The 15795-nt window shown below is 56.2% G+C and carries 6 protein-coding genes; 1 reads left to right on the forward strand and 5 read right to left on the reverse strand.

All coding sequences use genetic code 11. The features are described from left to right. Positions 1–7: 7 nt before the first annotated feature. From mnmA to gltB, 5 genes are all read right to left on the reverse strand, one after another. On the reverse strand, positions 8–1093 hold the full coding sequence (gene mnmA, locus VH413_18025) for a tRNA 2-thiouridine(34) synthase MnmA (protein ID HEX3800596.1): 1086 nt from the start codon (positions 1091–1093) through the stop codon (positions 8–10). Between the two features lie 95 nt (positions 1094–1188). Further along, complete coding sequence (locus tag VH413_18030; GenBank protein HEX3800597.1) at positions 1189–2040, reverse strand: prepilin-type N-terminal cleavage/methylation domain-containing protein; 852 nt, start codon at positions 2038–2040, stop codon at positions 1189–1191. Positions 2041–2369: 329 nt separating this feature from the next. Continuing rightward, a complete protein-coding gene (locus VH413_18035) occupies positions 2370–5894 on the reverse strand; it encodes a hypothetical protein (protein ID HEX3800598.1) in 3525 nt (1174 codons plus the stop codon). 598 nt (positions 5895–6492) lie between these two features. Then, complete coding sequence (locus tag VH413_18040) at positions 6493–7974, reverse strand: glutamate synthase subunit beta (protein HEX3800599.1); 1482 nt, start codon at positions 7972–7974, stop codon at positions 6493–6495. Positions 7975–8007: 33 nt separating this feature from the next. Beyond that, positions 8008–12606 carry a glutamate synthase large subunit gene (gene gltB, locus VH413_18045; protein HEX3800600.1) on the reverse strand — a complete coding sequence of 1533 codons (4599 nt, stop codon included), beginning with the start codon at positions 12604–12606 and terminating at the stop codon, positions 8008–8010. Between the two features lie 404 nt (positions 12607–13010). Here gltB and VH413_18050 point away from each other — a divergent pair, with 404 nt between their 5' ends. Beyond that, positions 13011–15551 (forward strand): heme-binding protein, encoded by a 2541-nt coding sequence (locus VH413_18050; protein ID HEX3800601.1) that lies wholly within the window; start codon positions 13011–13013, stop codon positions 15549–15551. Positions 15552–15795 lie beyond the last annotated feature (244 nt).

Below are 15795 nucleotides of genomic sequence, written 5' to 3' on the forward strand. Positions count from 1 at the left end.
CATTGGCTCACCGCATGATCCACCCGCCGCCGGCCACCAAATCATCTTGATAGAAAACGCAAGCCTGCCCCGGCGTGATCGCCCGCTGTGGCACATGCAACTTCACCCGCGCGCGCCCATTCGCTTCCGGCGTGATCGTCGCCGCCGTGCCCGGATGATTATAACGAATCTTCGCCGTGACCTCGATGCTCTCCGGCGGCGTTTCCCACGGAATCCAGTTGCAACGCTCCACCACGAATTCATCCCGGTCCAACGCCGATTCATCCCCCACCACCACGCGATTTTTTTCCGCATCCAACTCGATCACGTAAAGCGGTTTCGGTGACGAAAGCCCCAGTCCCTTGCGCTGGCCGATGGTATAAAATTCAATCCCCTCGTGATGCCCCAACACATGCCCGTGCAGATTCACGATCTCGCCGCGATGCTTCTGCGCGAGATTCGCCTGCTGCAGGAACCGGCCATAATCCTTGTCCGGCACGAAACAGATTTCCATGCTCTCTTCCTTGTCGGCGGTCTTCAAATTATTTTCGCGCGCGACACAGCGCGTGTCCGTCTTCGTCAAATCGCCCAGCGGAAAGATCGAGCGCGCCAGTTGGTCCTGCCGCAACGAAAACAAAAAATAACTTTGATCCTTCCGCATATCCCGTCCGCGCTTGAGCAGCGTGCGCGAGCCGTCCGCGTTCTTCTCCACCCGCGCGAAATGGCCTGTGGCGATGAACTCCGCGCCCAGCTGCCGCGCGCGATTGATCAACGTGCCAAACTTCAACTTCTCATTGCACATCACGCACGGATTCGGCGTGCGCCCGGCCTTGTATTCCTCCGCGAAATAATTAATGACCTGCTTCTGAAAATCCTCCGCCTCATCCACCAGGTAATAGGGAATATTCAGCTTGTGCGAAACACTGCGGGCATCCATCACCGCCTGCGGCCCGCAACACTTGTCCTCCGCGCGATTCACGCAATCCTGCGGCCACAATTTCAGCGTGATCCCCACAACGTCATACCCCTGCTCCAGCAACAACGCCGCCGCCGCCGAGGAATCAACCCCGCCGCTCATGCCCAGCACCACGCGAATCTTTTTTACATCCGTCACAAACACTGAAGATACGTCCACACGCCATGCCTGTAAAGCAACACGGCGCGGAGAAAATCCGCGCCGTGCTCAAATGATCGTGACTGGAAAAAAACTTATTCGAAACTCTTGCCGCGGATACAGGAAGTGCGCTGGTTCCACCATATCCAATCCAGATTATTAAAAGTCGTTCCAACGCCCGAGTTCGGCGTCGTGCCGTTTTGAGATACCGGCAGGTTCAGCACTGAAGTCTGCCACTTGTGATTTTCCGAATGGCCGTCGGCATAGGATAATCCGACGGAAGTTCCGTGATAACTGCCCGGGACATCAGCCCAGCCGGGGCTGCTGGGACCATAGATTTGCAGCCACCCGTCTCCGCCACCGTTCGGATTGCAAAGCGACATGGCATTCTCATCACAAAACTGAAAAGCCATGCTGGGGGCGGGGCAAGTCAACTCCTGAACCTTCGTATATATTTGCAATCCATTGCCGTAATTCAGTCCTCCGATGGGATCGGCGGAGTTGGGCGGAAATTTTTGCTTCAGATAATACTGGCCCATGGTCCCATTCATTGAATAAGACCGGATGCGCTGGCCATTGGCGGAAGGCACCACATCACCCGGGCATTTATAAACCCCCAGTTGATTTCCCATGTAGGGTGACAATATCGTTTGCTCATACGGAACGGGATTGGTGTTGGCATCCGCCGCCCCCCAGCTTTCGCCCACGCTGGTCCAGCCATTGGTATCCACTCCGAGCGGCGCATTCAAAAGGATGATATCATTGAAGTCTCCCGCGTATATTTGCCAGCCCAACTGCAACTGCTTGAGATTGGATGTGCATTTGACCGCTTGCGCCCGGATTTTTGCCCGGGCCAGGGCCGGAAGCAGCAGACCCGCCAGAATGGCAATGATGGCAATCACCACCAACAACTCTATCAATGTAAAAGCCGCATTCCGCTTCGGCACGGACGGATCTTGAAATCGAAAATGTTTCGTTAACACCATACTATGTACTTTTTCTTTTAATATCATTTCCAGCGCGGCCTCGGGGTTTTAGATTCCCCCTGCTGCCTGGCCACTAGTCAAAGTTGCACTTTAAAACCTGCATTTCCACCAGTGTGTATTTGCCAACATACCCCGGCCCAGCCGAAACCACAAACCAAGCACCGCCATTGCAGTTGTAGATATGAATTGGAAACCAGCTTCCCCCTTTTCTGCATGAATCCCCGTATCGAACCTCGAAAAGGAGGGAGCATCGCCATCGGTTATGGCGATGCTCCTTTAGCAATTATCGTTTAATTATGTTTGATTCGGTAAAATACCGCGCTGGTCACTGGTTGCGGGAAAGTTGCCGTAAACCCACCCGTGTTAATATCTTGCGTGATCGTAGCGGCGACCGCCGTGTCCAGCGTAATGGCGCTGCCCGCCGTGCCGGAACTCAACACCGTGAAGGACGAGATTGTATCGTCTCCATCCCCGCTCGTGAAGTGGATCGTCACATTGCCACCGCTAAGCGTGATGCCAGTTATGGACAGCACACCCAGCCGAACCACCTTGATATTGGAGAAGTAGGCGGCGCCCTGCGTGCCGATGGAGGCGAAAGGATCTACATAACCCAGCATGATAGTGCCATTCGTGCAGATATAGTAACTACCACCAGGGAAACTGATGAAGTTCGTGCCGTTAAACAAGTTGGTGTTGGCGTAGGAGAATATCGGAGTCTTGTTGATTGACATCGTTATCACGTTGTTGATCTGCTTGACCTCGACATCCGCCCAGGCGTTCGCCGGCCCAACCTTATTCGCGCTCACTGGCAAGCCAGCCGGGTCGAGCAGATTTTGCTGATAGGAGTTGTAAGGCCCGGGAGGATTGTCGTAGCTGTTCTTGAACGAACTGGCGAACGTCCCGGCGAATTTACCACCCACGTTCAGCGCCCCGGTTGGACCGGAGCCGGCTGCATTGAAAGCCAGCGGAATGTAGCCGAACTGTGCATTAGTACCCGCGCCGGTGATGGAGACATAGTCACCCCAGCTCACGCCGCTGGCATCGGCATTGATGCCATACCACACGCCATCAATGAACCACGGTGCGGTTCCACCAGGCCCGCCGCCCGGCTGCGTCACCGCGCCATTGTAATCTCCCAAATACCAGTTCGTCTGCGTTCCGGCATGATTGATGCCAAATAGCGGACCTTCCGTCGCATTGGCTCCGGTGCTGCCTTCATTGATGAGCATACTAAAGCGCAGGGCGTAATTGCCACTGAAGCTCACGTTGGTCGGGTAAAGGTTGATGGCAGACGAAGAGGCCGAACCGGTGCCATCCTTATTGACAGTGAGTTTCAGAGCGGTTGTGGCCCCATCGGGAGCATTTCCGATCGCGTCATTTGCCAGCGGAAAAGCGAATTGAACATAATTTGGATCGAAGGGATACTTCGTCGCATTGGTGCTGCCAAATACAATGTTCCAGCCAGCGACCCCGTCATTGTTATTTCCATCAACGCCATTGGTTAATGGATCCGCAAACAAAACCGGCGCGGGAGGATAGGCATTGTCAATGATAACCATGGTTGCCGTCGTGTTGGTGGCAATCGTGTAAGGCACGGATGAATCCGCTGCCAAACCGATGGTGACTATCCGGTTACCTGTATAGTTGGTTATGGTTTGCAACGGGGAAATGGTGGCCGTGACGTTTACATCGCCAGGGTTGATCATCACTCCGCCGCCCAAAACCAGCACGTCAGCCCCGGCGACCCCGCTGGCAATCGTCCGAGCCGGTGAAGTATAATCAACGCCGACAGCTCCCGTTCCTGAGTAGGTGAAGTTGCTCACGATATAGGGCGTCGCGAAGTTAGTATCACCCAGGCGCTGAATGGTAAATGAAGCGAAGTCGTTGGTCAGCCCTTTATAGGCGTTGGTCGCAACCACGCCGCCAATCTGCAACGCTTGTGGTCCGGTGTTCACGATATTGACACTCGGGAAAGTGCCCGGTGCGAGCGCGTACGCCGAATTCGTTATGACGGTGAGGACCACCGGTTCGGTCAGGCGCGGCACATTAAGGGAATCCGGGGTAATCGTAACATCAGCGCTAAGCTCATTAGCTTGCAAAGTGATGCTGTTGGTCACGATGGCTGCATAGGTTGAAGAACCCGCAGAAGCCGTGGAAGCGTTGGTTCCCGCCCCGGTCAGTGTAAAGAAAACCGTGAGCGGCTGGTTCGTCAGACCACCCGTTCGGGTAATCGTGAAGGTTCCGGGTATCACCGGCCCGCCGCCAGCGTTCGCATAATTTTGCGAAGCCACGCTTGCCGACGCAGTAACCGTGATCTGGGGGAATGGGAACGAGAGGCTGAAAGTTCCATTGGTTCCAGTGGTATCATTTGAAGTGATCGCGAGTATCGTCTGCCCTTGCGAATATTCCACTAATTGGCAGGTTCCCACCGTCGAGGTGCCAAAATCAATTATATATATATTGTTGGCCGCGTCGAAGGCCACGCCCCAGCTATCCGTCGCCGCCGCGACAAAGCCGGTATGAACCACCACCCGTGAAAGATCCGGAATTCCGTTCGTAAGCGGCATCACCCAAACCTGTCCGGCGCCGCCGATGGATTCCGCCAGCGTTGAACCGTCGGGCGAAACTGCCACACCAAAACCCACGTTAAACTGGTCAGGGCCTCCGTCGAAAGCCGCCCAGGCGCTTTCAGAATCCCAGACGTATTGGCCGTTCTGATCCAGAATCGTCAGGCTGTTATTGCCGATGCCAGTTCCGTTGTTGCGATCCTGCGTGCAATAGAATGTCAGATTGTTGTTGTAGCCGTTGGTGCTGATGGCCAGATCAACATGGACACCCGTAATTCCGATATTGTTCCAGCTTGTATTCAAAAGTTGAGGATGGTTCGTGTAAGGAACGGTGCCATTAATCGGGTAGGCCCAGAGATTATCGCCCGTGTTACCGCCGGGGATTCCCGGTCCGCCGAGTTGATCGTATTCGATGCCATAGAGCGCGAGGTTCCCTTGCGCCAGCGATCCCGTCACTCGAGGCGTCGCGTCAAAACCGCCATACACATAACCGCTGCTGGCATAAGCAGAATTCGCACTATAAACCGCGCCATTCGTGGAGAAAAGCGCTTGCGCCGAAGAAATATCCGGTGCGGCCGCCCACACGCCATACGCCGGCTGGCCACCCTGGAAAACACCATCGTCGTCGCCGACATAAACCGTATCATCCGGCCCGACGGAAATTCGATTTGGCCCAATCGAGGAAGCACCAAAGATCATCCCGCCGAGTCTGGCCGTATTGGTTTGGCCCACTGCATCGCTCAAATCGGCATTCATCATATAAATGCCTTTGTTCACCGCCCGCGTGTGGCCGCCCCCCGTCGTGGGATAGGTGATGGTGGAACTTCCCGAATTGGCAACGTAAATGCGCCCGAAATTGCCGGTGCTCGGGTTGCAATTCACCGCCACGCCGCGACCGTCAAAAAATACAACTTCCGGATTGCTATTGGTGCTTAAAAGATGAAATTTTCCATTGCCCTGGCTGAAAACATTGACGGCATAGCTGCTGTAAGTGCTGGAATTGAAAGTCAAAGGAAAGGTATGGATGCCCTGAGTCAGCGCTCCCAAATCATTGGTGGCAGCGCCGCCGGCGTAAACGATCGAGACGTCCGTTGCGTTTTCGTTCAATACAAAACTGACCTGGCCGCCGGCGAGATTGGTGATGCCGGATGCGTAGGGGTTCGCTTTGGCTAATGAAATGAATGACAGAACGGCAAGAGCCGAGCAGCAACCTCGCAGCAAGGCATAATTGAATAGTGGTTTCTTCATAGCATGGTTTGGTTTCAGCCGACGGGTCGATGATTTGATTTGCGTTGCACAATCGCGATTAAAAAAAATGAATCGCCTGCTCATCTGTTCAGAATGGTTGAGTCTTGACGATTTCAACTGGAATGGCAACAACAAAATCCACTTTTTTTAATCAAATAAGTTCTTCGGCGTTCCCCTTGCGGTAACTTAACCTAAACTTATTAGACGAGATAACCTGAAACTCATCGTTTCTAGTTATAAAAACCCAAGTAACCGCTAACCACAAAAAAACCACGCATTCACAGCCATTGTATGAACGAGTTACTTGGGCACAATTCAACCCCCGTCAACACCAGCTAATCCCGAGATACTCCCCGTGTGACTCCTTTTCTTCTTCAAAAATGCTTTTACATCGCCCGCAAAACCCACGCGGCAGTGCCGCAAAAATCCGCCGTTTCAGTGCGCGAATTTACAACCGATCCGGCAGATGATATACGCATACGTAATATATTTCAGGCGACCAAAAATGGCCTTCAGCGGGTGGAAACATTTGAAAAAAAGACCGCGCACTGGCGCGGCCTTCAAGAAACTTTCGATTAAAGCGCGAATCTTCCAGCGCTTATGGCAGGTCAGTCCGGCCCATCAGATAGCGATCGCATTCTCGGGCAGCGGCGCGGCCTTCATTGAAAGCCCAGACCACCAGGCTCTGCCCACGGCGGGCATCGCCCGCGGCGAACACGCCCTTGACGTTGGTCGCGAACTTGCCGAACTCGGCCTGCGCATTGGAACGCCCGTCGCGCTCAACGCCGAGTTGCTCCAGCAACGGCTGTTCCGGTCCGAGAAATCCCATCGCCAGCAACACGAGTTGCGCCGGCAGGACTTTTTGCGTTCCTTCGACTTCCTTTGGCACGAACTGGCCCTTCTCGTTCTTCTGCCATTCGATCTGCACGACGTGAATCTCCTTCACCTGGCCGTGCTCATCGCCCACAAATTTCGTCGCCGTGGTCAAATACGTGCGCGGGTCCGCGCCGAAACGTGCCGCCGCTTCTTCCTGGCCGTAATCCAATTTATAAACCTTCGGCCATTCGGGCCACGGATTATCCTTCGCGCGTTCCAGCGCGGGCTTCGGCAAAATCTCCAACTGCACCAAGCTCGAGCACTCGTGCCGCATGGATGTGCCCACACAATCGGTCCCGGTATCGCCGCCGCCGATGACCACGACATGTTTATTCTTCGCCGAGATAAATCCGCCGTTCTGCTGCTGATCGAGCAGGGCCTTGGTATTGCCGTGGAGAAATTCCATCGCAAAATGGATGCCCTTGAGGTTGCGTCCCTCAATTTGCAAATCACGCGGCTTGGTCGCGCCGGTGCAAAGAACGATCGCGTCAAACTCCGCGCGCAATTTCTCCACCGGATAATTCTTGCCGACTTCTGTTTTGGTAAGAAAGGTTACGCCTTCCTTTGCCAATAAATCCACGCGGCGTTGCACCAGTTCCTTGTCGAGCTTCATGTTCGGAATGCCGTACATCAGCAACCCGCCGATGCGATCCGCCCGCTCAAAAACCGTCACCCAATGTCCCGCCTTGTTCAACTGCGCCGCCGCGCAAAGTCCCGCCGGACCCGACCCGATCACTGCGACTTTTTTACCCGTGCGCGAAGCCGGCGCCTCGGGCGTGATCCAGCCTTCGTCCCAGCCTTTGTCCGCGATAGAACATTCGATGTTCTTGATCGTGACCGGCGGCTCGCTGATGCCCAGCACGCACGAACCTTCGCATGGTGCGGGGCAGACGCGGCCGGTGAACTCGGGAAAATTATTCGTCTTGTGAAGCCGTTCGAGCGCTTCCTTCCACAGGCCGCGATAAACCAAATCGTTCCACTCCGGGATCAGGTTGTTGATCGGGCAGCCCGACGCCATGCCGCTGATGAGCGTGCCGGTATGGCAGAATGGAATGCCACAATCCATGCAGCGCGCGCCCTGCTCCTGAAGTTTTTTCTCGTCCAGATGCAGATGAAATTCATTCCAATCCTTGATCCGCTCGATGGCCGAACGGTCCAGGGGCAATTCACGCAAATATTCTTTGAATCCTGTCGGTTTTCCCATTTCTTTTCCTGGCTTATCTGAAGCTAAAATTGTTTAACTGCCGCCCACGCGCGCCACGTCCCGCGCATTGTCCTCGAACGCCGCCATCAACGCCGCCTCGCCGCTCAAGCCGGACGCCTTCGCTTTTTTGATGGCCTGCAACATCCGCTTGTAATCGTTCGGCAATACCTTCACGAATTTCGGCGCAAAAGTTTCCCACGCATCCAAAACTTTCTTGGCGCGCGCGCTCTTGGTGTATTTGAAATGCCGCTCGATCATCTGGCGAACTTCTTCACGTTCTTCCGCATCGTCCAACCGCTCCAGGCCCACGCCCTGCCCGTTGCAACGCGTCACAAAATCGCCGTCTTCATCAAGCACATAAGCCTCGCCGCCGGACATGCCCGCCGCGAAATTCCGGCCCGTCGTGCCCAACACCACCACGCGTCCGCCGGTCATGTATTCGCAACCGTGATCGCCCACGCCTTCGATGACCGCATTCACGCCGCTGTTGCGAACGCCAAACCGCTCGCCCGCGATTCCGCTGATGTAAGCTTCGCCGCTCGTCGCGCCGTAAAGCGCCACGTTGCCGATGATGATATTTTCTCCCGGCACGAACGTCGAGGTCGCATGCGGATAAACGATGATCTTGCCGCCGGACAAACCTTTGCCGACGTAATCATTCGCATCGCCTTCCAGCGTGATCGTGATTCCCGGCGGAGCGAATGCTCCCAAACTTTGGCCCGCCGAACCTTTGAAGTTCAGCTTCACGGTATCCTCGGGCAAACCATTCACACCATGACGCCGCGTGAGTTCGCTGCCGAGAATGGTTCCCACCACGCGATTCACATTGCGAATCGGCAAATTCACTTCCACCGGTTTGCCGTGTTCCAGCGCGGGCGCGCACAGCTTGAGCAAATCGGTATTGTCCAGCGCCTTTTCCAAGCCGTGATCCTGCGCGATTTGCTGATAACGGCCCACGCCGTCCGGCATATCCGGTTGATAAAGTATCTTCGAGAAATCCAATCCGCGCGCCTTCCAATGCTCAACCGCCGTCCGCGCTTCCAGTTTGTCCGTGCGTCCGACCATTTCGTTGATCGTGCGGAACCCGAGTTGCGCCATCAATTCGCGCACTTCCTCGGCGATGAATTTCATGAATGTCACCGCGTGCGCGGGGTCGCCGGTAAATTTCTTGCGCAGTTCCACATCCTGAGTGGCCACGCCGACCGGGCAGGTGTTCAAATGGCAAACGCGCATCATGATGCAACCGAGCGTCACCAGCGGCGCCGTTGCAAAACCAAATTCTTCCGCGCCCAGCAACGCCGCGATAATCACGTCGCGACCGGTCTTCAACTGTCCGTCGGTCTCGACGGCGATACGGCTGCGCAGATTGTTCAGCACGAGTGTCTGATGCGTTTCCGCCAAACCCAGTTCCCACGGAATGCCCGCGTGCTTGATGCTCGTCTGCGGCGATGCCCCCGTGCCGCCGTCATAACCACTGATGAGCACCACGTCCGCGTGCGCCTTCGCGACCCCCGCCGCGACCGTGCCCACGCCGACTTCGGAAACGAGTTTCACGCTGATGCGCGCGTGATGGTTCGCGTTCTTCAGGTCGTGAATCAACTCCGCCAAATCTTCGATGGAATAAATATCATGATGCGGCGGCGGTGAAATCAAACCGACGCCCGGGGTGGAATGGCGCACTTTCGCAATCGGCGGATAAACCTTGCCGCCGGGCAACTGCCCGCCTTCGCCGGGCTTCGCGCCTTGCGCCATCTTGATCTGTAATTCCTGCGCCTTGACGAGGTATAAACTCGTGACGCCGAAACGTCCTGAAGCCACTTGCTTGATCGCGCTGTTGCGGGAATCGCCATTGGCGTCCTTGACATAACGCGCCGGGTCTTCGCCGCCCTCGCCGGTGTTGCTCTTGCCGCCGATGCGGTTCATCGCAATCGCCAGCGCCTCGTGCGCTTCCTTGCTGATCGAGCCATAGGACATCGCGCCCGTCTTGAAACGCTTGAGCAGCGAGTCCACCGATTCCACTTCTTCAATCGGAATCGGCGACGACGCCAGTTTCAAATTCAGCAAGCCGCGCAACGTCGCGTGCTTCTTCATCTGGTCGTTGACCAGCGCGGAGTATTCCTTGAACACCTTGTAATTCGCGGTGCGGCAGGCGGTCTGTAATTTATGCACCGTCTGGGGGCTGAACAAATGCACTTCGCCATCCGCGCGCCATTGATACTGGCCGCCGACGTCGAGCGTGTGCCCATTGACCTGCCGTTCGGGAAACGCGTGCTGATGGCGGATCTGCACTTCCTTGGCGATCACATCCATGCCCACGCCTTCGATGCGTGAAGGCGTCCACGTAAAATATTTGTCAATGACCGATTGCTTGAGGCCGATTGCTTCAAAAATCTGCGCACCGCGATAGCTCTGGATGGTCGAGATGCCCATCTTCGAGATGACTTTGACCACGCCCTTGACGGCGGCCTTGACGAAATTCTTGCACGCGTCCTTGTGCTTGATGTTTTTCAGCAAGCCCTGGCGGATCATGTCGTCGAGCGTTTCAAACGCCAGATACGGATTGATGGCGCCCGCGCCGTAACCGATGAGCAGCGAGAAATGATGCACCTCGCGTGGCTCGCCGGTCTCGATGACCAATCCGACCCGCGTACGCGTGCCTTCGCGAATCAAATGATGATGCAATCCCGCCACCGCCAACAACGCGGGAATCGGCGCGTTCTCCCGGTCAACACCACGGTCGGACAAGATCAAAATATTGACGCCGTCGGCAATCGCCTGGTTCGCCTTGCGATAAAGTTCCTCCATCGCGCTTTCAATGCCGCGTTCGCCTTCCGAAGCCTTGAACAAAATCGGCAGGGTGATGGATTTAAAGTCGGGCCGGTTGAGATGCTTGAGCTTCGCGAATTCCTCATTGGTGAGGATCGGCGATTTCAATTCGATCAGGCTGCAACTCTGCGGCGACGGCTTGAGCAAATTATGTTCGGAACCAATCGTCGTTTCCGCCGACGTAATCAGTTCTTCGCGAATACAATCAATCGGCGGGTTGGTGACCTGCGCGAACAGTTGCTTGAAATAATTGTAGAGCGATTGCGGCTTGTCCGAGAGCACTGCTAGCGGCGTGTCTGTGCCCATCGAACCGATGGCTTCCACGCCGTCGCGCGCCATCGGCGCCATGAGGATGCGCAAGTCTTCAAACGTGTAACCGAATGCCTGCTGGCGGCGGAGCACGGTTTCGTGGCTCGGCTCCGGCAAATGCGGCGCGTCGGCCACGCTCGCCAGTTCCACCATATATTTATCCAACCATTCGCGATACGGATGCGCGTTCGCAACTTTGTCTTTAATTTCTTCGTCGGCCACGATGCGGCCTTCTTCCGTATCAATCAAAAACATGCGGCCCGGTTGCAAGCGGCCTTTATACAAAATTCTCTCCGGCGCAATATCCAGCACGCCGACTTCCGAAGCCATCACGACCAGGTCATCCTTCGTGACGTAATAACGCGAAGGCCGCAGTCCATTCCGGTCCAGCACCGCGCCGATTTGTTTGCCATCGGTGAACGCGATCGAAGCCGGTCCGTCCCACGGCTCCATCAGGCAGCTATGATATTCATAGAACGCCTTTTTCTCGTCACTCATGCTCTCGTGGTTCGCCCACGGTTCGGGGATCATCATCATCACCGCGTGCGGCAACGAACGACCCGCCATGACGAGCAGTTCGAGGCAATTATCGAACATTGCCGAGTCGCTGCCGTTGGTGTTGATGATCGGCAAAATCTTTTTAAGGTCGGGCCCGAGCAATTCGGACTCGAACATCGCCTGCCGCGCGCGCATCCAATTAATATTGCCGCGCAAGGTGTTGATCTCGCCGTTGTGCGCCACGTAACGATACGGATGCCCGCGTTCCCAACTCGGAAACGTGTTCGTGCTGAAACGCGAATGCACCAGCGCCAGCGCCGTTTCCATCGCGGGATCGGAAAGGTCGTTGAAATACTCCTGCACCTGCACGGTGTTAAGCATGCCTTTATAAACGAGTGTCTTGTAAGACAGGCTCGCGACATACCAATATTCACTGCCTGGAAAACCGGCGCGGCGGATCTCGTTGGTCGCGCGCTTGCGGATGATGTAGAGCTTGCGCTCGAAAGTCATCGGGTCGGTCAGCTTCGTATTGCGCTTAATGAACACCTGCCGCATGAACGGCTCGGAAGACTTTGCTGTTTCGCCGAGCGTGGCGTTGGTCGTCGGCAAATCGCGCCAGCCCAGAATATGCTGGCCTTCCTCCGCGATGATCTTTTCAAAAATCTGCTCGCACTTTTTCCGGTTGCCCGCGTCGGGCGGCAAATAAACAATGCCCGCGCCGTAATCGCCTTCGTCCGGAAGCGTGATGTGATTGGCAGCGCAAACCTTCTGCAAAAAGGTGTGCGGCATTTGGATCAAAATGCCCGCGCCATCGCCCGTGTTCACCTCGCAGCCGCAAGCGCCGCGATGATCGAGATTCAACAAAACAGTTAACGCCTGCTTGATGATCTCGTGGGATTTTTTGCCTTTGACATTGACGACAAAACCCACGCCGCAAGCATCGTGCTCGAACTGCGGATCGTAGAGACCCTGCTTTGGAGGCAGTCCGTTTTTGTTCATTTGGGCTTTTTGCTGCTGACTCTCTGATTGCATCTTTTTTTTAGACCAAGCCGAAATTAAAATTTTGGTATTTTAGCCAGATACTTTTGCGGTCTGCAATAGTTACTTGAGAAATTTTTGTGTAACCCGCATTTGCCTGCTCACATTTTGAGCGCTTCGCGGAAAAAATGAGACGACCCCACGTCCGCCAGCCATTTCGAGAACCACAGTTTCGGCTAATTTCCGAAATTTGCCAATGCTATTTTCCGCAAATTTAAGAGTTCCAGTATTCACATCAAAGTGCGCATGGATATTCTCCACCACTCAAATCACCCCATCTTTATTCCGCACTCCACACTCCGCATTCCGCACTGCCCAGTTCCTTCTCGCCAACCCTCCTCCGTTCCTTAAACTCATTCCACGCTATGAATCATCGCTTTGCGCTGTTCGCCGCCATCCTCGGACTATTCGCCGCCGCCGCCATTTCACACGCCGAACCGCCGCGCCTCACCGAGACACCATTCGTCACTGTCAGCAATCCGCCGCCCATCCAAATGCTCGTGCCGGGCTTTACCGTCCGCGAATTGCCGCTCAACCTAAACAATCTCAACTCCTTCGCCTACGCACCCGACGGACGTCTCTTCGCTCTCGCTTACGACGGCAATGTTTTTGAATTGAAAGACACCGACGGCGACGGCCTCGAAGATACCGCCACGTATTTTTACAAAAAGGATCACAATGAAATCCCCGCCAGCATCGGCATGGCGTGGGGTCCGGGCGGACTTTACATCGCCAGCCAGGGACGCATCATTCGCCTCCGTGACAAGGGCGACGGCACCGCCCAACTCGAGACCGTCACGAGCGGTTGGGTCGGACCCGCGCGCGCCGCCGGTTCAAGTCTTGACGCCATCGGCATGGCCGTGGACGCCAGGGGAAATCTTTTCTTCGGCATCGGTTGTGACGATTACAGCGCCGCCTACCGCGTGAACAAAGACACCGGCAAATCCGAATACAATGTCCACAGTGAACGCGGCACCATCATCGAAGTGCCCGCCGGCACGACCAATCGCGAAACCATCGCCACCGGTTTGCGTTTTACTGTGTGCCTCGCATTCAACACCAACGGCGACCTATTCGCCACCGACCAGGAAGGCGCCACGTGGCTGCCCAACGGAAATCCCTTCGACGAATTACTCTACATCCAGCGCGGTCGCCACTACGGCTTCCCGCCGCGACACCCAAAATATTTGCCCGACGTCATTGATGAACCGAGCGTCTTCGATTACGCCCCGCAACATCAATCCACCTGCGGCCTTCACTTCAATGAACCCACCTCCACCAGCCAAAAAATTTTCGGCCCTTCATGGTGGCGCGGCGATGCCCTCCTCACCGGCGAATCTCGCGGAAAAATCTGGCGCACCAAACTCGTGAAAACCGCCGACGGCTACGTCGCGCAAAATAATCTCATCGCCTGCCTCACCATGCTCACCATTGATGCCATCCCCACTCCGCAAGGCGATCTCCTCGTCACCTGCCACAGTGGCGATCCCGATTGGGGCACCGGTCCGCAAGGCAAAGGCAAACTTTTTAAAATCTCCTACACCGGCGACGCCACCCCGCAACCCATCCTCACCTACGCCGCCAGCCCCACCGAAACCCGCATCGTCTTTGACCGCCCGCTCGACCCCGCGCAATTCAAAAATCTCCTCGCCCAATCCTCCCTCACCATGGGCCGCTACGTCACCGCCGGCGAACGCTTCGAATCCTTCCGCCCCGGCTACCAGGCCGTCCAGGACCAGCGCAAAATTCCCCGCTACGATCTTCCCGTCCTCGCCGCCGACATCGCCGCCGACAACCGCTCCCTCATCCTCCAATCTTTGCCGCGCACCACCGCCGTAAATTACGCCGTCAAAATTCCCGAACCCACCGCCCCCGCGCCTTCCCCAGCCACAATCGCGCGCAATCTTCCACATTCCCCCGCAATAGACCTCCTCACCGACCTCACCGGCGTCCAAGCCGATTGGCACAGCGCCACTTACGACAAAGACACCCCCCTCGCCTGGTCCGGCTGGCTCCCGCACCTCGACCTCGCCGTCGCGCGCGAATTCACCGCCGCCAGCGCCGAGCACGCGAAACTCTTTCAACTCCTCAAAACCCCTGGAACCCTCCACCTCCGCGCCCAACTCGACCTTTGGTCCATGCTCCACCCCGCCATCCAGCCCAACGCCCAACTCGACTACCAATACCCACCCGAAACCGTCACCGTCATTATCAAAAGTCGTGAAGAACTAAAATTAACCACCGACCACCAAGTCCAACAACTCAGCCCCCACGAACTCCACATCACCGGCATCTTTCCCAAAAATAAATGGCTCCCCCTCGACCTCACCCTCCCCACCGGCCACGCCCCCACCCTTGAAATCTCTTGGTACACCGACGAAGACCCGCGCCCCCGCGCCTTCCCCCTGCGCCGCATCCTCGTCCCCTGGGCCACCCCAGAAAACGCCCAACCCCTCGCCAGCGGCCCCCGCGACATCCCCGAAATCGTCGGCGGCGATTGGACCCGCGGCCACGACCTCTTCTTCGGCCAGCAAGCCGCCTGCTACAAATGCCATCAAATCGGCGGCGCGGGCGGCCACATCGGCCCCGACCTCTCCAACCTCACTTACCGCGACTACACCTCCGTCATGCGCGACATCACCCAACCCAGCGCCGCCATCAACCCCGACCACATCGCCTACAATATCCAACTCACCGACGGCGACACCGCCACCGGCGTCATCATTCAACAAACCGCCGACACCATCACCCTCGGCCAAGCCACCGGCGAAAACCTCAACATTCCCCGCACCCGCATCACCAATATGAAAGCCTCGCCATTATCCTTAATGCCCGAGGGCCTCCTCAATTCTCTGTCTGCCCAACAACAAAAAGACCTCCTCACCTTCCTGCTAACTCCAAAATAAACTCTTTGAAATGGGAGGGCGAACGTACCCGTGAGCCGTGCCAATCGCCAACTTCCCGCAACACAAAATATTCCACCAACCTGTGGCGCGTAAGGCGCATCCGCCGCTCCACCATCCGAAGTCTCGCAAAGAAAACTGACAATCTAGTGAATAGTAAGGCGCACCTGCGGCGCGACAGCGCCGCCCACCCCTTTCTCTAACCTGGTAGGGCTGCGCTGCCGCGCAGCCGTCCGAAGTTCTACAG

Source organism: Verrucomicrobiia bacterium (genome assembly GCA_036268055.1).
Classification (GTDB): Bacteria; Verrucomicrobiota; Verrucomicrobiia; order Limisphaerales; family Pedosphaeraceae; genus DATAUW01.